The 17,460-nt window shown below is 68.1% G+C and carries 19 protein-coding genes and 1 pseudogene; 12 read left to right on the plus strand and 8 right to left on the minus strand.

The window, feature by feature from the left end:
* The first annotated feature begins 18 nt into the window (after nucleotides 1–18).
* The 4 genes from AB0L33_RS12575 to AB0L33_RS12590 all read left to right on the plus strand — a co-directional run bounded on the left by AB0L33_RS12575 (nucleotide 19) and on the right by AB0L33_RS12590 (nucleotide 3,002).
* Nucleotides 19–507, plus strand: coding sequence for a hypothetical protein (locus AB0L33_RS12575; RefSeq protein WP_365680412.1), 489 nt, complete (start codon nucleotides 19–21; stop codon nucleotides 505–507).
* Nucleotides 508–533: 26 nt separating this feature from the next.
* Nucleotides 534–1,034, plus strand: a complete 501-nt coding sequence (locus tag AB0L33_RS12580) for a hypothetical protein (protein WP_365680414.1) — start codon at nucleotides 534–536, stop codon at nucleotides 1,032–1,034.
* Nucleotides 1,035–1,463: 429 nt separating this feature from the next.
* Nucleotides 1,464–1,910 carry a DUF6082 family protein gene (locus tag AB0L33_RS12585; RefSeq protein ID WP_365680416.1) on the plus strand — a complete coding sequence of 149 codons (447 nt, stop codon included), beginning with the start codon at nucleotides 1,464–1,466 and terminating at the stop codon, nucleotides 1,908–1,910.
* Nucleotides 1,911–1,982: 72 nt separating this feature from the next.
* Nucleotides 1,983–3,002, plus strand: coding sequence for a hypothetical protein (locus AB0L33_RS12590; protein ID WP_365680418.1), 1,020 nt, complete (start codon nucleotides 1,983–1,985; stop codon nucleotides 3,000–3,002).
* On the opposite strand, the gene hemC (AB0L33_RS12595) is transcribed toward AB0L33_RS12590, so the two are convergent.
* The gene (hemC, locus tag AB0L33_RS12595) at nucleotides 2,989–3,921 is read right to left on the minus strand and encodes a hydroxymethylbilane synthase (RefSeq protein ID WP_365680420.1); all 933 of its coding nucleotides are present in this window, start codon (nucleotides 3,919–3,921) and stop codon (nucleotides 2,989–2,991) included. The two genes, AB0L33_RS12590 and hemC (AB0L33_RS12595), sit on opposite strands and share 14 nt — an antisense overlap.
* Before the next feature lie 98 nt (nucleotides 3,922–4,019).
* Between hemC (AB0L33_RS12595) and hemC (AB0L33_RS12600) the strand changes: the two genes are divergently transcribed.
* The 3 genes and pseudogenes from hemC (AB0L33_RS12600) to AB0L33_RS12610 all read left to right on the plus strand — a co-directional run bounded on the left by hemC (AB0L33_RS12600) (nucleotide 4,020) and on the right by AB0L33_RS12610 (nucleotide 6,217).
* The gene (hemC, locus tag AB0L33_RS12600; protein ID WP_365680423.1) at nucleotides 4,020–4,934 is read left to right on the plus strand and encodes a hydroxymethylbilane synthase; all 915 of its coding nucleotides are present in this window, start codon (nucleotides 4,020–4,022) and stop codon (nucleotides 4,932–4,934) included.
* Between the two features lie 390 nt (nucleotides 4,935–5,324).
* A pseudogene (locus AB0L33_RS12605) lies at nucleotides 5,325–5,552 on the plus strand (endonuclease domain-containing protein); the annotation flags it as partial.
* Nucleotides 5,553–5,626: 74 nt separating this feature from the next.
* Nucleotides 5,627–6,217 carry a hypothetical protein gene (locus tag AB0L33_RS12610; protein ID WP_365680424.1) on the plus strand — a complete coding sequence of 197 codons (591 nt, stop codon included), beginning with the start codon at nucleotides 5,627–5,629 and terminating at the stop codon, nucleotides 6,215–6,217.
* Between the two features lie 282 nt (nucleotides 6,218–6,499).
* On the opposite strand, the gene AB0L33_RS12615 is transcribed toward AB0L33_RS12610, so the two are convergent.
* From AB0L33_RS12615 to AB0L33_RS12635, 5 genes are all read right to left on the minus strand, one after another.
* Nucleotides 6,500–7,858 carry a hypothetical protein gene (locus tag AB0L33_RS12615; RefSeq protein WP_365680426.1) on the minus strand — a complete coding sequence of 453 codons (1,359 nt, stop codon included), beginning with the start codon at nucleotides 7,856–7,858 and terminating at the stop codon, nucleotides 6,500–6,502.
* Nucleotides 7,859–8,033: 175 nt separating this feature from the next.
* A complete protein-coding gene (locus AB0L33_RS12620; RefSeq protein WP_365680427.1) occupies nucleotides 8,034–9,731 on the minus strand; it encodes a mobilization protein in 1,698 nt (565 codons plus the stop codon).
* Nucleotides 9,721–10,296: a hypothetical protein gene (locus AB0L33_RS12625; protein ID WP_365680819.1), complete on the minus strand. Its 576-nt coding sequence runs from the start codon at nucleotides 10,294–10,296 to the stop codon at nucleotides 9,721–9,723. The genes AB0L33_RS12620 and AB0L33_RS12625 overlap by 11 nt, the downstream gene beginning before the upstream one ends.
* Nucleotides 10,297–10,611: 315 nt before the next feature.
* The gene (locus AB0L33_RS12630) at nucleotides 10,612–11,895 is read right to left on the minus strand and encodes a DUF3631 domain-containing protein (RefSeq protein ID WP_365680821.1); all 1,284 of its coding nucleotides are present in this window, start codon (nucleotides 11,893–11,895) and stop codon (nucleotides 10,612–10,614) included.
* 517 nt (nucleotides 11,896–12,412) lie between these two features.
* The gene (locus AB0L33_RS12635) at nucleotides 12,413–12,607 is read right to left on the minus strand and encodes a helix-turn-helix domain-containing protein (RefSeq protein WP_365680429.1); all 195 of its coding nucleotides are present in this window, start codon (nucleotides 12,605–12,607) and stop codon (nucleotides 12,413–12,415) included.
* A 121-nt stretch (nucleotides 12,608–12,728) separates the two neighbouring features.
* Between AB0L33_RS12635 and AB0L33_RS12640 the strand changes: the two genes are divergently transcribed.
* A complete protein-coding gene (locus AB0L33_RS12640) occupies nucleotides 12,729–13,229 on the plus strand; it encodes a helix-turn-helix transcriptional regulator (protein ID WP_365680432.1) in 501 nt (166 codons plus the stop codon).
* Nucleotides 13,230–13,253: 24 nt separating this feature from the next.
* Complete coding sequence (locus AB0L33_RS12645) at nucleotides 13,254–14,408, plus strand: site-specific integrase (protein WP_365680434.1); 1,155 nt, start codon at nucleotides 13,254–13,256, stop codon at nucleotides 14,406–14,408.
* A 7-nt stretch (nucleotides 14,409–14,415) separates the two neighbouring features.
* On the opposite strand, the gene sodN is transcribed toward AB0L33_RS12645, so the two are convergent.
* Nucleotides 14,416–14,811: a superoxide dismutase, Ni gene (sodN, locus tag AB0L33_RS12650; RefSeq protein WP_239223397.1), complete on the minus strand. Its 396-nt coding sequence runs from the start codon at nucleotides 14,809–14,811 to the stop codon at nucleotides 14,416–14,418.
* 123 nt (nucleotides 14,812–14,934) lie between these two features.
* On the opposite strand from sodN, the gene sodX reads away from it, so the two are divergent.
* The gene (sodX, locus tag AB0L33_RS12655; protein WP_365680437.1) at nucleotides 14,935–15,441 is read left to right on the plus strand and encodes a nickel-type superoxide dismutase maturation protease; all 507 of its coding nucleotides are present in this window, start codon (nucleotides 14,935–14,937) and stop codon (nucleotides 15,439–15,441) included.
* On the opposite strand, the gene AB0L33_RS12660 is transcribed toward sodX, so the two are convergent.
* On the minus strand, nucleotides 15,345–15,974 hold the full coding sequence (locus tag AB0L33_RS12660; RefSeq protein ID WP_365680439.1) for a CGNR zinc finger domain-containing protein: 630 nt from the start codon (nucleotides 15,972–15,974) through the stop codon (nucleotides 15,345–15,347). The genes sodX and AB0L33_RS12660 overlap by 97 nt on opposite strands.
* A gap of 210 nt (nucleotides 15,975–16,184) precedes the next feature.
* On the opposite strand from AB0L33_RS12660, the gene AB0L33_RS12665 reads away from it, so the two are divergent.
* Together AB0L33_RS12665 and AB0L33_RS12670 are read left to right on the plus strand one after the other, a co-directional pair.
* A complete protein-coding gene (locus tag AB0L33_RS12665) occupies nucleotides 16,185–16,673 on the plus strand; it encodes a SigE family RNA polymerase sigma factor (RefSeq protein ID WP_365680441.1) in 489 nt (162 codons plus the stop codon).
* A complete protein-coding gene (locus AB0L33_RS12670; protein ID WP_365680443.1) occupies nucleotides 16,670–17,443 on the plus strand; it encodes a hypothetical protein in 774 nt (257 codons plus the stop codon). Before AB0L33_RS12665 ends, AB0L33_RS12670 begins: the two co-directional genes overlap by 4 nt.
* Nucleotides 17,444–17,460: the final 17 nt, after the last annotated feature.

The raw sequence follows: 17,460 nt of genomic DNA on the forward strand, positions 1-17,460 counted from the left end.
GAGAAGCCAGGAGCAGTTATGTCACACCCCCCGAACGAGGCCCAACAGGCGCCAGCTCTGAATCCCGCAGCCGCGATCACCCTTGCTGACGAGACGCTGCGTCTCCAGCTCGGAACCACCACTCTCCCCGCGATGCAAGTCCAGGTCGCACTTCTGGTGGCGCAGATCCGCTGCTTCTTCGAGGCCGGTCTTCCCGAGACCCAGGAGGAGGCGGACGCGCAGCGCCAGGAGATCCTCCCGCTCCTCGATGAAGTGCCCGCCGGGGATGATGTCGCGTGGCGTACGTGGACGCGCATGCGGGCGCTGGGCCACGTTCTGCGGCGGCACGTTGCCCAGTACACCAACCGGAAGCTTGGCGAGGACCGAGACCCGGGGGACGACACCCCGAGGGAAGTGCCGGCAGCTACTGACAGGGGCGTGCCCAAGGGCACCTACCGGGTTCCTACCGTCCTGGAGACGCGGCGTGCTCAGCAGCGGCTGAACCGTTCGGCGGGAGGGCAACAGTGATCGGGACGGCAGCGGTGGCTCGTGCGGTGAGCGACTACATGCACCGTCGCCCCGGGGAGACCCTGACGCTCGCCCCGTTGTGGCAGACGCTCTCCCAGCACGCGAAGGCGGGGACCTGCCACCACCGTGGAACCTGTCCGATCGTTACGGCAAGCCCGATCGTGCTCAACGAGCGTCAGGAAGTGCTGGTGCTCGGGGTCGGGCGCGGCACCGTAAGGATTCCCGAGGCTCGGTTCGAGGATGGGTGGGACACCCTCGCTGAAGCGGCTTCGATGCTGGCGCGAGCCCTTGGAGTTCATGAGTTGTGGACTCAGCCGGGTTGCGAAGACCCGGTTCAACTCCACGCGGCTCGCGCGGATGCTCAAGACGGTGAGCGTATGCGGGTCGCGGCCCGTTATCTGTTTCGCACGCATGCCGGCCTCTGCCACTTCGCTCCGGGCGCCCCTCAGACGTGGGTGCCGTTGGCTCAGGCGGACATCGAGCTGGCCACGCGTGTCCATGCCCTCGTCGCTGAGGTGCCCCTGTGAGCCGACAGGCGCCCGAGTGGATCTACCTCAGCGTTCTGGCGGGCCTCACGGTTCTGCTCGTCGGCGGAATCTGGGCAAGCCGATGAGCGGCACTCATGTGCTTACGACTGTCACCGTGACCCCTGCGCAGGTTCGTGCCGGCGACCTCGTCCGCTGCGAGGGGGCGTGGCGAACGATCCGGGATCTCCGCCGCACCGGGCGCGGCGGAAGGGCTGCCGTGATCAACGGCCTGCCGGGCGTCTGGAAGCTCCCCAACACCTTCGACGTGATGCGTCCTGCCCGACGAAGTTAAGGCTCCGTCCCGGTGAGAGCGCAGCTCTCCCCGGAGGCGGTAGTCGGCCCTCGGCCCGCTCTGTCCGCCCCTCCTCCACGCGGCAGACGGATCGGGCCGAGGCCCCGACACCCTCTCCAATCGCGAAGGAAGAACGAATGAAGTCCACCATTCCCCTCGCCCTGGCCCTGGGTACGGCTGTCGGTGCTGCGCACCTGGTGCTCACGGCCAGGCACCACCGCGACGTGCGGCATCTCGGGTTGGCGCAGATGCATGGCGAGCTGATCCGGGACACGGCCGCGAACCCGGAGTTCAACCAGATCACGAACTACCCCTACCTGGAGGACCTGGACGACTCGACTCGTGTGCGGCTCATTCACACGAACAGGTGGGTCAGCCTCTGGAGCACGATGCTCCGTCTGCGTTTCATGCCGCTCAACAGCATGCGTCAGGTGGCGGCTGAGTTCATGAGGAGCCCTGTGGGCCGCCAGTTCCGGGAACAGGCTCGCGACCATCGCCGCATCACGGCGCGCGACAAGCACGACGCGGCCTTCAACAGCCTCATGAACGAGGCGTATCAGGAGGCCCGCGCCGACGCTGCCTGACCGTCAATCTCCCGCCCGGCTGCTGCGTGACGGTCGCGGCCGGGCGGGTTCGCCCAAGCGAAAAGAACACCGATGTCATTCGAACCGCACGACCTGGTGGGGGCCCTGACCACTGGCCCTCCCATTTCACCGCACACCCCGCAGGCCATAGGAGGAGCATTGCGCACCCCACGCTTATCGGTCCGGAACTATCTCGGTGGGCCGGGACTCACCCCCCAAGACCTCACGATGGTCTTCCTGATGCGCGAGGGCGACGACAGGGCAGCCAGCTCAATGCCCACGCGCACGGTGGGAGAGGCCGTCGAAGACGCGCAAATGATCCAGGACCTGGGCATTCGGTCCGTCAAGGTGTTCGCGGGCTCGCGTCTCCGGGACGGCCACGCCTCGCAGGCCACCTCTCCCACGGGGCTCATGGCCCGTACGATCGCGGCCGTGAAGAAGTCCGCGCCTGGGCTCGCGGTCATGACCGAGACGTGCGTGTGCTCCCACACCGACTCGGGGGAGTGCTGGCTCGCCAACGAGCGTGACGGCGGCATGGACCATGTGAGGACCACCGAGGTCCTGGCGGCCCAGGCAGTGATGCAAGCCGAGGCCGGCGCCGACATCGTTGGACCCGCGGCGATGATCCCGGGCTCGGTCAAGGCCGTCCGCGAAGCCCTGGACGATGCCGGGCACCGTGACGTGGCGATCATGCCGCACCTCATCTTCGAGTCCGGGCTCTACCAGGGCTACCGGGCAACGATGGGGGCCACCCCTCAGTCCGGGACGCGGGCCTTCCAGATCAATCCGCAGCGGCCGGAGATGGCCGTGCACTTCGCCCTTGAGATGGTTCGCGAGGGCGCGGACATGATCCTTACGGAACCTGCGCTGCACACCGTCGACACCCTCGTCCGCCTCAAGGACAAGGTCCCCGTGCCTGTGGTTCCGTTCTCAGTGTCGGGAGAGTACCTGCGCCTCACGGACCGCCAGCCGGACGGGGAACTCGACGTGAGCGGCCTGGTTGAGGCGTACACCGTCCTCAAGCGGGCCGGCGCCGATCGGATCATTACGTACGGTGCGATGGAAATCGCACGCAGGCTTAAAGGCTCCTGATCGCCGAGAGGATGTCGGCGGCGCCCTGGTTCAGCAGGTCTGCCGCAACAGCGAAGCCAAGCTTCTCCGGCTCGTCCGCCGGCCCAGTGGCTTCCGCGGTTACCTGCTGAGTCCCATCGGTGGACGTTACGGCGGCCGACAGGTGCAGCAGTCCGTCCTGCTCCACCCGCCCCCATGCGCCGACGGGGACGGAGCATCCGCCATGCAGATCGGCAAGCAAGGCGCGCTCCGCTCGTACGCAAGCATCGACGTCGCTGTTCCCGGTAGCAGCGAGCAGTCGTGCGGCCGGCGAGTCTGTACGGACCTGGATTCCGAGTGCGCCTTGCCCGGGTGACGGGAGGAAGAGGCGTGGGTCCAGAACCTCTTGGATCTCGGGCGTCAGCCCGAGTCGATTCAGTCCGGCAGCGGCGAGAACCACCGCGTCGAGCGAGCCCTTGGTGGTTCGGGCAAGCCGCCCTGGCACGTTTCCCCGGATCGGCACGACGTTGAGGTCGGGGCGGAGCGCGAGGAGCTGGGCCACGCGGCGGGGCGCCCCTGTGCCCACGGTCGCCCCTTCGGGGAGACCGGCCAGGGTCGCCCCGCAGAGCACATCGCGTACGTCTTCACGCGGGCCAGGCGTGGTCAGCAGGGTCGTTCCTTCGGTAACGGCCGTGGGGAGGTCTTTCAAGGAGTGCACGATCACGTCGACCTTGCCCGTGACCAAGGCTGCCTCTTGGTTGGTGGAAAAGGCGGACCCGCCGGCCGTCTTGGCGACCTCCGCGAGCGTGGGCGTGACGCGGTCCTGGTCGCCGCCTTCGAGGATGACCTCGCGCTTGAAGGCGACTTCCGGGAACCGCCCGACCAGAGGCGCCAGCCATTCGCTGACCTGCGTCCTCGCCAGCTTGCTAGCCCTGGAGCCGATGCGCACCACGTCGCCCATTCAGGTCAACTCCTCGCGATAGCAGTCCCGTTGACTCGCAATCGTACTTGCACCAGAACCATGCAGATCCCGACACTTTGTCACTAAAGGAGAAGTTTGTGAGCCTTCGCGTGGGCGCCCGCGCCTCGAAGATGTCCCTCATGCAGACGGCCCCGGTCTTATCCGCCCTCTCCGCCACCGGCCCCACCATCCTGCGCCCCTTTACCGAAGCGGGCGGCGACAGGCCGGTGGATCGAGCCGCACTGGAGGCAGAGGGGGTTTTCTCCGAGGAGATCGAATCCGCCCTGCTGATGGGCGAGATCGACGTCGCTGTTCACTGCCTCAAGGACGCGCCGACCATCGACAGTCCCGGCCTGACAATGTCCGCTTACCTGCCGCGCGACGACATCCGGGACTGCCTGGTCGCCCGCGATCCGGGTCTCACGCTGGCCACCCTCCCCGCCGGGACGAAGGTAGCCACCGCGTCCTTGCGCCGGACCGCCGCACTGCACATCCATCGCCCGGACATCAAGGTCGTTCCGATACGTGGGCCGGTGGACGAACGCCTCCGAGCGCTGCACGAGCCCGACAGCCAGATCGACGCGCTGGTCGTCGCCACATGCTCCATGGAACGCCTCGGCCTGTCCCACTTGATCACCGAACGGATCAGCCCGGAGGTGATCTGTCCTCCGCTCGGCGCTGCGATCATCGCCTTCCAGACACGCGAGGACGACAGGGCCACGAGCGAGGCCATCAGCTTCCTCCACGACCCGGCTACCGCCACGGAGGCGGAAGCCGAGCGTCTGGTACTCCGTCGGCTGGGCGGCTTCTGCAATGCCCCGCTGGCGGGGTACTGCCGAACGAACCGGGGTCCGGACGCCTCCACCTACACAGTCCGCGCCAGATCCTTCACGGCGGACGGCGGTTCTTCGGTCGATGTTCGCCGCACCAGCAGTGACGCCAGGAAGGCGGCCCTGGCCGTCAGCCACGAGCTGACGCGGCTTGGAGCCCAGGCCATGACCGCTCGGTCTTGAGGGAAGTACTTGGTGGCCCGAAGACTTACCTGGTCCGGGCCACCAACGAGCGTAAGTCAGATGGAGCCCTCCTGGATTGCCCCGTTCGCCAGACTGACCCCACGCTAGTTCGGCAGGCTGATCACTGCCCTCCGCCAGCAGAGGCGTGGGTCAGCCAGCTTGCCGTAGATCATTTATAAAACATCGCTTAAGGTGTATTGACTTTTCAGTCTCAACCACGCTCACCGCGAAGAACTGCACGCCGACCACCTGACGCATTTGCAGGCCACTGCTGTGCGCTGCCAAGAGCCACGGGATTGGTGGACGGTCGAAGGGCGGACAAGGGCGGCCGCAGCTGTGTGCGCTGCAGATCCGTTTCACAGCGGTGTGTAGCCCCGCGGAAAGTGCGATGAGTGGCACATCGACCACGACCATGTTTGCTGCCCCCGGGGCACTACCTGCGGCGAGTGTATTCGAGGGATACTGTGCAGCGAGTGCAACGTCCGGGGAGTTACATGGAACGAGTCGCTGCCGATGCGACTCCGGACGTTTGACCTTTTGAACGGCTACCTGAACGATCCGCCGGCCCGGCGGTTGAGGCGGATGAGGGAGACTGTAGCCGCCGATCCCAGCCGGTGAGAGATCGGTTGCTACACCCCCGTGTGACTCGCCCTTCCGACCAAGTGGCGTGTAAGCGAACTCCAGGAGGAGCGGTGCTTTCGTTCACGCTCGACACCAACTGCCTCATCGCAGTCGAGGAAGAACGCCCTGAGGCTGCAGCTGTTCGTGAGCTAGTGGCGCGGCAATGCGCGGGCCGGGCAACAGTGCGGCTGGTCGCCACCATGGCCGCCGAGAATCAGCGAGATGGCAGCGTCCTGGACAATTTCGCCCACTTTCAGCGGCGTATCACCGAACTCGGCTTCGGAGAGTTGGAGATCCTTGCGCCCGTGGCGGTGTTTGACCTGACCTATTTCGACTGGTGCGTACTCGCGCATGAGGAAGCTGAAGCGGAGGCCATCAGGCTGCACGAGGTGTTGTTCCCAACCTCGCCCTTCGGCTATGCACACGCGGTTCCAGCGCATTTGGACGAACAGAGGCGGGCATTCGCCGAACGCAAGTGGCGCAATCAGCGGCTCGACGTGTTGGTACTGCATACCCACATTATGGCCAACGCGGATATCTTCGTAACCAGCGATAGGAACTTCCTGAAGCAGAGCAAGCGATCACGCTTGGTGGAACTGGGGGCAGGGCTGATCCTCACCCCCGCTGAAGCTGCAGCCCACGATGTGACCAAGGCGTCCTGAATCGAATCTGCACTCCAGGCGTTGCCCGGTAAATTATCTACGCGCGCTGGCTGAAGCGCCCCTGACGGAGACGGTGATTAGCCAGCCGAACTGGGGCGTGGGGTCAGCCCGGTGATCGGGCTATCCAGGAGGGTTCCGAGGTGGTAATCGCTCCAGGTAGGGAAAGATCATCCTACCGCTGATCGGCAGTTACGGGACAGGTCTTGGGCGGCAGGAGGGGCCCACTTGCCCCGGATATCCGTCAGCTCACACAACCCGTCAGTGATCATTATCAATGAGGTGCTAGTCCGTATTGGGGAAGACCGCTTCCAACAGGTCGGCTGCGTCGATGAGGGGCTCGGTAGGAACCCGGAGATCGCCACTGGTCACTGCGTCGTTGCCATCTTCGGTAAGTTTCCATGAGACCTCCACCGTACTGGCCTGAGGATCCCTTGCGATGATCACGTAGTCATCTTGGTTGCTCATCCAGGATACATTCGGGCGAAAAGACTCCGGAGTAAGTGTGACTTCGGCGTCCTCGCCGTGGTTGTTCCAGCTAACGGGATAGTCTCGTGGGAGAAGGCGGATAGTCGAGTAGTCGAAGCTCGACGGGAATGGATCGTGCGGCCGCAGTACTGGCTCGATCATCTTCTCGAAGTCGGCGTTGTTGGGGTCGAGGTAGTCCAGGATCTCGCAGTTATGGAACGTCAGAATCAGATGAGGCTTGGCCACGAAACGATCGCGGCTGACCACCTGGACGCCAGCCCCCGGCATCCCGACGCCCAGGAAGTACTCCCGCCCCTGCGCGAGGTGCTTGGCCTTCTTGCTTCGCCACGCGCTGAGTGCTTGCTCCCGCTCCTCCGCCGACATCGGTTCCCGGCCGCCGAGGACGCTCGACGCCAATCTGAACGACGTCAAGGCGAAGGTATCTCCATCCACGGTTGGCTGTTTGGTGAACTGCTCTTCTTCGTAGCCGCGCAAGCTTTCCAAGATCTCGTCCACGCGGTCGACCCTGCAGATGGGGCCGAGCAGTCGCACCTCAAGATCAATCGGGGGCTTTCCGCCTCGGCGGACGCGCTCGACGAGCGCGAGGACCTCACCGGAGCGTGCAGGCCGCGTATTGCTGGTGCCTCGCACGTAGATCGCGCCGTCCTCGATACTGTCGCGGCGGTCGTCACCTTGATAGCTCTTGTGGCACGGGAAGATCGTCTGGCCGTCCTCCGGCGGCTGGGCGATGACGAACAGGACCTCGTTGGCGGAGTCGATACCGATCCGACCAAACTCGAAGGCTGGGAACTGGGGGCCGAGGTAGGGGCGGAGACGATCCTCGAGCTCGTGGGCCTCGGTTCCACGCGGTACTCCGGGAGCGACGCCCTTCTGCGCGCCGATGACTAGGAGCGCGTAGCCGTGGAAGTATCGGGCTGCCTCGGCCGGACGCCGGTTGGCTGCGCCCAGGAGGAACTTTGCGATCTTGGCCGCAGTCGCCTTGCTGTTCATGTCGAGGAAGCTCTTGACCTCGAGATATGTCGTCTCGGCCTCGTCGCCGACAGCCACCACATGGTCTAGAACGCCTCGCAGGGCGCGCTCACCCAGTGGGATGACGGTGGTGTCGAGAGCCGGCGTCCTGGTGTCTGAGCCGTCTGAAGGCGGGAGATTCGGCATGGAACGATTCTCCCCTCGTTGGCGACCGCTTGTTTAGGGCTCGATAGCTACGAACTTCGGTTCTCGCCAGGTGGAGTACCCCAAGCGGTGTCCGACCTGCCCTTCAATTGCCCGGAGCAGGAGACTGACTTCTGGATGTCCCTTGTTGGCGTGCCTTTGCCGATCACCTGGGCCGTCAACGGTGCCTACTGCGCCCTTCGGGCCTGGTAGCCGCCGGCGTGGCTGGTGGATGTGGTGTGGCGGACATGGGCAGCGCTGCGCTGGTCATGCTTCGGCTGTGGGCCGCCTGCGTCCGCCGGTTCGGTTGAGCGGTGATGCGCCAGGTGAGGACCTCGGCGGGGTGCTCTGCGCTGTCGAGCTCCCGCTGGGCGGCCACTTGGGCCAGGAGGCGTCGGGGGTTGTGGCCGGCGGTTTCGGCGTGGGCGAGGGTGGTGGTGAGGGCGGTCCAGTTGGGGTCGGTGAGGATCCGGTCGGCGTGGGTAGGGAGAGCCGCGCGCACGTCTTGCTCGTAGCGGTGGGCGGTTGTGGCTCGTGGTGCGCGGCGGGCCAAGTCTGCGAGGGCGGGCGTGGCTGCCTGCTGGTATGCCGACTGGAGGTGGCGAAAGGCTTCCTCGGCTGCGGCCACTTGTTGTTCGTGACCGCGCTGTTCATGCCACTTGGCGGCGGCGCGGGCCAGGTGCACGGCGGCGAAGAGCAGGGAGATGGCGAGTCCGCCCGGCTCGTTGGAGGCATAAGCGAGTTCCTTGGCGGCCTCGCGCAGGGCGGTGGCGGCCTGGTGGTCGGCACGGATGGCGGAGCGGCGGGCGCGGTTGAACGCCATTGCCGCCGCTCGTAGTTCTGTCCGGTGTGGGCCGGTCGTGGCGCTGGCGATGTTGTACAGGGCGTCGCCGAAGGCGGCCAGGTGGCCCTGGGCGGCGGCATCGTCACCGGAGTCGAGGACGGTGTGCGCCGTGTGGATGGCGGTGGTGGTGTGCCGCCATGGGTCGGCGGGGTCCGCCACATACCGGGGGCGGTCGGCCACCTTCTGGTTGGGGAGGCGTTCGCGTAGGCGGTTGATGGAGAGGTCGGGGGCGAGTTTCGAGCCGCCGTACCAGACGGGTTCGCCGGCCGCGTTGGTGTCGCCGGGGGCGGCGAGGCTGTAGCCGATGACGTCGCCGGTCTCGGGGCCGAGGCGGGTCTTGACCTTGATGCCGAGGGACTGCAGCACGGTGAAGTAGTCGGCCTCGGTTCGTACGGCGGCGGCGACCGCGTACGCCTGCTCGCGCAGCCAGCGCCGTGCAGTGACCGTCTGGCCCTGGCGCTCGGCCTTGGCGCGTTCGGCGCCGGTGGGGGTGCGGGGCGCGGTGAGGTCGCCGGACTTCAGGCGACGCAGGCCGAACTCGGCTTCGATCTTGCGACACTCGGCTTGGGCGCGCTGTCCGTCGCGGTGGGTGCGTGGGCGGCGCCCGTCGGCGCGGACGGTGGTGGCCATGATGTGGATGTGATCGTCGGCGTGGCGTACCGCGATCCACCGGCATGCCTTCTCGTCGCCGTCGGGAGCGATGCCTGTGGCGTGAACGATGCGGCGCGCGACCTCCGCCCACTCGGTGTCGGTGAGATAGCGGTCGCCTGGCGCGCTACGGACCGGGCAGTGCCAGACGTGCTGGGTTGGTTTCTTGCCGCCCAGCTCGCGGGTGCGCAGGTCGACGTGGGCGTCGAGCCGCTTGGCGAGCTGGGAGTAGGTGGCCTCGGGGGCGCGGCCGGGGTCCGGGGCGCCGGCCAAGTCCCAGGCGGCGACGATGTGAGGGTCGGTGTGTTCGTCCCGGCGGCCAGGGCCGAAGAGGTAGGCGATCAGCCCGCGGGTGTCGGAGCCGGTGGAGACGTCAGGAACCATGCGCGGTGCCCTCCGTCAGGAGCTGGTCGATCAGCCAGTAGCGGTTCTCGGCGGCTTGCTCGACGCGGTCCAGCACCGCCTCGGCGCGCTCGGGCACAGTCCCTCGGTGGATGGCCGCAGTGATCTGGTTGAGGTTCCTGCCGATGCGGTCGAGCGCGACGGTGTGTGCCTCGACGGCCTCGATCACTGGGCGGAGGGGACCGTCCTCCGGGCTGCCTACCAGCCCGGCCTTGCCCTGGGCGACGGCGAGGGCGGCGTCGCCGACGAAGCCGGCGAACTTCTGACCGCGCTGGTGAGCGGCGGCGCTGATCACACCGACCGCGGTCCGCGTGAAGCGGATGGTCTTCTCCTGGTCGCGCTTCTCCACGGTGCGCTTGCGGTTCATCAGTGCGGGCAGGACGGGAGCATCGAGATCCCGCCAGGAAAGCTGCTCGACGGGCAGTTGGACTTCGCCCGGCGGCTGAGTACTTGGGGCGATGGAGTCGACTGCCGGCGGGCAGATGTTCTCGGCTCCTGACTCCTCCGGCTCGGGCGCCCCCTGGCGTTCGGCCTTCTCCTCCGCCACCCCTGGGGCGGGGGCAAGCGCGGACGAAGCCTCGTTAGAGGCTCGTTCGCTCCAGCTTGCTGCTGATCGGCGGGTCAGGCCGAAGAACCCCTTTCGGCGGCGGGTGGGGGCGTTGTCGGTGCTCGGTTCGGGCATGGTGGTGCTCCGGTGGTCGTGTGCGGTGGGGCTTCGTCACGTCCGTCGCATCCGTCCCGTAGCTGGTCAGGACAGGTACGGAGACCGTTGCAGGTACGGAGTGATCCGTATCGGCAGGGAACTCCGTCCCCGCGCTGACCTGCGCGGGGACGGATGCGACGGATGGATACGGAGCTGGGGTCAGCGAGTGCGCCGGGGGCCGGCAGGCTCGCCGGGCGGGCTAACGAGCGGCGGGCCGGTCGGTGGGATCGGTGGCCTGCCTTGGGCCCGATGTGCGGGCGCGGCGTCGCTGGCTGTGGGTGCCGGTGGGGTGGGGTCGGGGCAGTAGCGGGCCCAGGCGTCGAGGAACTGGTTGCGGGTATACGCCTTGGCCTGCCTGCCGTTCTCGAAGCGGTGGTTGGCCGGGGCGACGCCGAAGTCGCGTAGCAGGTTGGCCAGGTGGTAGGCGTTCAACCCCTTGGTGCCGTACTCGGCCCACGGTGCCTCGGCGTCCTGGACGAGAGCGGCGAGCAGGTCGTGGCTGCGCATGGCCCTTGTGTCGCCCTGCTGCTCGAACACGCGGCGGATGTCCCGGAGCAGCCGGGTCTTCAGTGTTGTCTGCTCGTCCTGCACCACCTCGTTCCTGGTCATCGCCAGGCAGGCGGCACGGGCCCGCGAGGGCCAGTGCCCGCCGGCCAGGTCGGCGACGATCACCAGCGGCTCCCATGTATCGGCAGCGCGGTCCTCGACCGGCATCCGGGGAACCAGGCCCCCTGCGGTACTCCGCAGCGGGGCCAGCCAGGCGGTCAGGCGGTTCCGCAGCGCGTTCAGTTCCGGAACGGAATACCGCGAGCGGAATGGGGCGATGCGCTCGCCCGGCTTGCGCTTCTGCATACGGAGCACGACCGCCCGGTCCATGATCGTGTCCGGCAGGTCGCCGATCCCCGCCAGCGCCGCCATGGCGAAGGTGGGAAACGCCGTCGGCTTGTGCTCCGGACCTGAGATCCGCCAGGCCGGGCGGTTGCGCTGGTGCCCGGCGTTCAGCAGACCGCGCAGGTCCTCCTTGTCCCCGGCCTTGGGGCCGAAGATGGTGTCGGCCTCGTCCACCAGCAGCGTCGGCGGGTTCTTGCCGATCACACGGAAGACCACCGCAGGCGAGGTGTTCACCGTCATCATCGGCTGATGCACGGTCTCGTGGAGCACGTCCAGGACGCGGGACTTGCCGCAACCCTTCGTCGGCCCCACCACCGCCAAGCGCGGCGCATGCTGGAGAGCGGGCTGAATATGGGAAGCCGCCACCCACAACGTGACCGCCGACAGCGCCTCCACGCTCGGCAGCACCACATACCGGCCGATCGCCGCCCGCAGATCGTCCAGTACGACGGGCCCTTCCTGGTCCCCGCCTGCCGTGAGTCCGCCACCCTCACGGCCCCCGGTCCCCGGTCCGGGTTCGCGGACCGTCCCCGGAGCACCGTGGTCCGCCAGGACCGTTGGTCCGGGTTCGCCAGCCGACTGACCGGAACTCTCCGCCCGGTCCCCGGCTTCCGGACCGGGTCCATGGTCCGGGTTCCCGGTCCGGTCCGATAGGCCACTGAGCTGCGCGTTCTCCGTTGGTCCGGGCCCCTGGTCCGGGTTGACCGAAACCTCGGTCCGGGTCTCGGTCGCGGACCGGTCCGGGACCGGACCGACCGGACCAGCGGCACGGACCGGTCGATCGCCGGTCCCCGGAGAAGGGGACCGGTCGTCCGCTCGGTCCGGACGGTGCCACGGGATGCCCTGGCCAGGGACCGCAGCGGCAGGCCAGACGACCTTGTGGGATGGGTTCGAGGTGGCGGGGGACGTAGAGTCCTCCATCGACGTTCCTCTCAGGTGAGGGACGGGACGGGCAAGGTCCCGCCCCTCACCGGTTCGTTCGTTCAGGGATGGGCGATGGGCAGGGGAATCTCCGGTCCTCGGTGTTGGCGCGCCGGGGGCCGCTGCTGTGTCCGGGACTGCCTGCGGCTCATGAGGCCAGGCCCCACTCGTCTCCTCCGTCGGCCAGCGCGTGCTCGTAGCGCAGCAGTTCGGTCTCGGGGTAGAGCACCCGCTTGCCGACCTTGATGCCGCGCGGCCCCTTCTTGAGCTGGCGCCAGTAGCGGACGGTGCTCTCGGCTGTGCGGTAGCGCTTGGCGATCTCGGCGGTGGTCAGGTATCGCATACATTCCCATTCGGCTAGGTGGCGATTCGATCTGCATAGAGTTGTACCCCAGGATCGGCGGTTACCCAAATCGGGAAGACCATGTTTCAATTGGGATAGCGACGGTGATGATGGAGGTTCGATGGCAGGCGACAGGCCCGAGGGTGGCGAGGTGCCGCTGCTCTACAGCGAAGGCAACGTGGCAGGCCGTGTGGCCCTGGAGCGCGAGGTCAGAGGGTGGAGCACGACCGAGCTGGCAGAGCGCGTGACCAGAGCGGGCGTGAAGATGAACCAGACGGCTGTCTGGCGCATCGAGAACGGATCACCCCGCAGGCGGATCAATCTCGATGAGGCGCTCGCCTTCTCCCGCGTCTTCGAGCTGCCCCTCGAAGAGCTGATGTCACCGCCCCTCGAAGGGCTCGACATCGACAGTCGGCGGCTAGTCCAGGAAGCCGTTGAGGCGTTCTACGAGACTCGTGACGCCCGGGACCGCCTGCACCGTGCCGTCGTCGCCGTCGCCGACCACATTAAGGCCCACCCTGACAGCTCGCGGGCGATCCACGAGCAGTGCCTCCGTCTCATGGGCGACGAGCGGGACGCCCGTGTCCTCAGCGGCGACATCGAGGACGGCGGCCACTACTGACAACCGAGACGAAGGAGAGGCCACTTGGCCAACGTTCAGAAGCGCCCCACCGGCAAGTGGCGGGCCCGCTACCGGGACCTCGACGGCAAGGAGCACGCACGCCACTTCGACCGGAAGCTCGACGCTCAGCGCTGGCTCGACGAGGTCACGACCAGCATGGTCACCGGCCAGTACGTCGACCCCCGCGCCGGCCGCGTTACCTTCGAGAAGTACGCCGAGAGGTGGCAGGGCTCGCTCATCGCGAGCGAGGCGGGTGAGCGCATCACCGACAACGCGCTGCGGCTCCACCTCGTACCCGCGCTCGGCGCCCGCTCCATGGCGGCGATACGCCGCAACGACATACAGGTGCTCTTCAAGCACCTGTCCGACCAGCTTGGCCCCGGCAGCGTGCGGAACGTCTACGACGTCCTCGTGCGCGTCATGACGGCGGCCGTGGACGACAAGGTCATCGCTTCCAGCCCGTGCCGCCGGATCACCCTTCCGGTCATGTCGGACGAGGAGGTCACTCCGCCCACCGTCGCCCAGGTCGAGGCCATGGCGCGGGTGATGCCGCCGTACATCCGTGCAGCCGTCGTCACGCTCGCCGGGTCAGGTCTGCGAATAGGAGAGTTGCTGGGTCTCAAGGTGGCGGACGTCGACTTCAAGGCCGGCAGCATTCGCGTGGAGCGGCAGCGGCTCCAGTCGGGGAAGGTCGGCCCGCCGAAGACCGCGAAGTCACGTCGGACGGTTCCGGTCGGGGAGGTCGTCACCGACGCGCTCCTCGGACACCTCGCCGCGCGCCCCTCCACGGAGTGGCTGTTCACGATGGAGGAGGGGGAACCGCTCAACTACCGCCGTTGGAAGACCGAGTGGAACTGCGCCCGTAGGGCGCTCCAGGCGGAGGAGAGCGAGGCGGCCAAGAACGAGGGCCGCAAGCCCGTCGAGCTGCCGCACATGGTCACCCACGACCTGCGGCACTTCTACGCCTCCGCGCTCATCGGCGGCGGGGCGAGCGTCAAGCAGGTGCAGATGGTCCTCGGGCACGCGTCCGCCGTCATCACGCTGCGGATCTACGCGCACCTGTGGCCGGGGGAAGAAGACCGCACCCGGTCCGTGATGGACGCCGTTCTCGGCGGCCTGCGGACCGGGTGCGGACCGGTAGGGAGTCTGACCAGCGAAACCGCAGGTCAGACGACCTAACCAGAGATCAAGCCTTCTTGGTCTCCCAGAAGATCTTGTCGATCTCCGCGATCAGGTCCAGCGCCTTCTGGCCGGTGGCCGGGTCGGTCGAGCCCTTGGCGGCCGAGAGGGCCTTCAGGGTGTCGTTGACCAGCTGGTGCAGCTGCGGGTACTTCTCGAAGTGCGGGGCCTTGAAGTAGTCGCTCCACAGGACCGAGACGTGGTGCTTCGCGAGCTCGGCGCGCTGCTCCTTGATGACCACGGCGCGGGCCCGGAAGTGCGGATCCTCGTTGGCCTGGTACTTCTCCTGGACGGCCTTGACGGACTCCGCCTCGATGCGGGCCTGGGCCGGGTCGTACACGCCGCAGGGGAGGTCGCAGTGGGCGCTGACCTTCACCTTGGGGGCAAACAGGCGGGAAAGCATTGAGCTGTCCTTCCTCGTGATCGTCTTCTCAGGTGGGACATTACTCCGTGAGAACCCTGTTTCAGCGAGTGCCCCCAGGGGCTTAGGCCAAAAGTCCGGGATACGTGTGGGACCAGTGGCCGAATGTACGAAACCCTGTGGGGGACGGTGTACTGGACGGACGGGGAGGAGTTGAGGGAGGTGCCGGAGGTGCCGGAGCCGGCGGACGAGCAGCCCGCGCGCGGGCTGGCGGGGCGGGTGCCGTTCCAGGTGGTGGAGGTGACGGGGCCCTCGATGGTGCCCACGCTCCACCACGGTGACTGGCTGCTCGTGCAGTACGGGGCGCCGGTGCGTCCCGGTGACGTGGTGATCCTGCGCCACCCGTTCCAGCAGGACCTGCTGGTGGTGAAGCGGGCCGTGGAGCGCCGGTCCGGGGGCTGGTGGGTGCTGGGGGACAACAGTTACGCGGGAGGGGACAGCACGGACTACGGGGTGGTGCCCGAGGAGCTGGTGCTGGCCCGGGCCCGGGCGCGGTACCGGCCGCTGACGAAGGATCAGCGCTCGGTGCGCGGGGTGGTGACGTGGGCGGTCTCCGCGCTGCGTCCGCTGTCGGCGGCGCGCTCCGTCTCCAGGCGCTTGCGGGCCCGGTAGGCCGCCACGTTCGCCCGGGTCGCGCAGCGGTCCGAGCAGTAGCGGCGGGAGCGGTTGGTCGAGGTGTCCAGATAGGCGTTGCGGCACGGCGCGGCCTCGCACAGGCCGAGCCGGTCCACGCCGTGCGACGTGAGGTGGAAGGCCAGGCCCATGGAGGCGATCGCGGCGTAGCCCGCGGTGGCGTTGGACGGGTGGTCCGCCAGGTGCATGTGCCAGTCCGGCCTGCCGTCCGCGTCGCGCTCCTCGTGGCCGGAGATCTGCGGGCTGACCGGGAACTCCATCAGCAGCGAGTTCAGCCGGTCCACCGCGAGCCGTTCGTCCCCGGCGTCGGCCGCCTCGAACACCGCGCGCAGCCGGGCCCGGACGGAACGGAACCGGGTCACGTCCGCGTCGGTCGCCCGGCGGGCCGCCTGGCCGCTGGGCCCGAACAGCTCCCGGACCGCGTCGACCGAGGTGAGGGCGTCCGTGTTCCGGGCCGGCTGCTCGGTGTTGACCAGGCGCACGGCGTAATCCGCGTAATAGGCCAGTTCCACGAGATGTCCTTACGGCGTCGGTCCAGGGGCGGTGCGAAGCAGGCGTAATGGGTCGCTCAGCGTACAGGGTATTACGGACGGGGGCCGGGGCGGCCGGGAGGTCCGGGCGTCCCCGAAAATACCTCCGGGCACGGTGCAACCCGCCGTGCCGGCCACCGCACTGGAAGGGTGAGACGGTCCGCGCCCGCGGGCCGGGGGAGGGACAACCGGATGCGGAGCGATGACCACGCCGCGCTGCACGCCTTCGTGGAGGGCAGGCGTACCGCCCTGTTCCGCAGCGCGTTCCTGCTCTGCGGCGACCGGCACGAGGCCGAGGACCTGGTCCAGACGACCCTGGTCAAGGTGGTGCTCGGCGGCCGGCGGCACGGGCGGCTCGACAACATCGAGGCGTACGCGCGCAAGACCCTGGTCAACACCTTCATCGCGGGCCGCCGCCGGTTCTGGCGCCGCGAGCAGGCGTACGGGGAACTGCCCGAGCGGGCCGCCGAGGCACCCGACACCGACACCGGCCTGGCGGTACGGGCTGCGCTCGCCCGGCTCACGCCCAGGCAGCGGGCGGTCCTGGTGCTGCGCTACTGGGAGGACCTGAGCGTCGAGGCCACGGCCGCGACGCTCGGGATGCGGGAGAACACGGTCAAGAGCCACACGGCTCGGGGGTTGGCGGCGCTGCGCGCCGAGATGGCGGAGGTATTGGTATGAACGACGTGCGTGAGCTGCTGGGGCAGGCCGCCGACGACGCGGGACGGCCGGTCATCAGCACGGAGGCGGTGTTCGCCAAGGCGGGCCGGGTGCGGTGGCGGCGTCGGGCCGCGGTGACGGCGACGGCGGTGTGCGCGGTGGCGGCGGGGTCGTTCGTCGTGCCCCAGCTCTCTCCGGGGCCGGACGCCCCGCAGACCTCCTCCGTGGCGTCCCTGGCGCAGGAGTCCGGTGAGTCGCCGCGGGACGTGCGGCTGCTCAAGCTGCTGCCGGATCTGACCGGCACGGTGGAGGAGGTGTCGTTCGCCGACATCATCAAGCACGTCTCGCCGCCGCCGCCCGAGCCGTCCAGGACCGGGCCGCTCGACGGGCAGTACGAGATCCGCCAGGACGGCGGCGTCGGGTATCTGACCATCGACGTCATGGACGCCGAGGCCGTACGCAAGAAGCTCGGCGGCGGAGCACCGGACGCGGACCTGTGCAAGCCGGAGAACGGCGAGCCCGCCCGTACCGACTGCGTCCGCGAGGAGCTGTCCGGCGGCCGGGTGCTCACCATCTGGAGCGACGACATGGACTACGGCGACGGCACCCCGCAGTGGGGCCCCGAGCTGGTGGGCCGGCTGACCCTCGCGGACGGCTCGCTGCTGGGCGTACGCGACAGCACCGGCTTCGAAGCCGATGTCGTCCAGGGCCCGATGCTCAAGAACCCGCCGCTCACCCGTGCCCAGCTGCGCGAGCTGATGCTGCGTCCGGAGCTGCTGCCGGCGAAGTGATCCCCGAACGCGGAAGG

Origin of the sequence: Streptomyces sp. NPDC052299, from assembly GCF_040679335.1 — a bacterium.
Classification (GTDB): domain Bacteria; phylum Actinomycetota; class Actinomycetes; order Streptomycetales; family Streptomycetaceae; genus Streptomyces.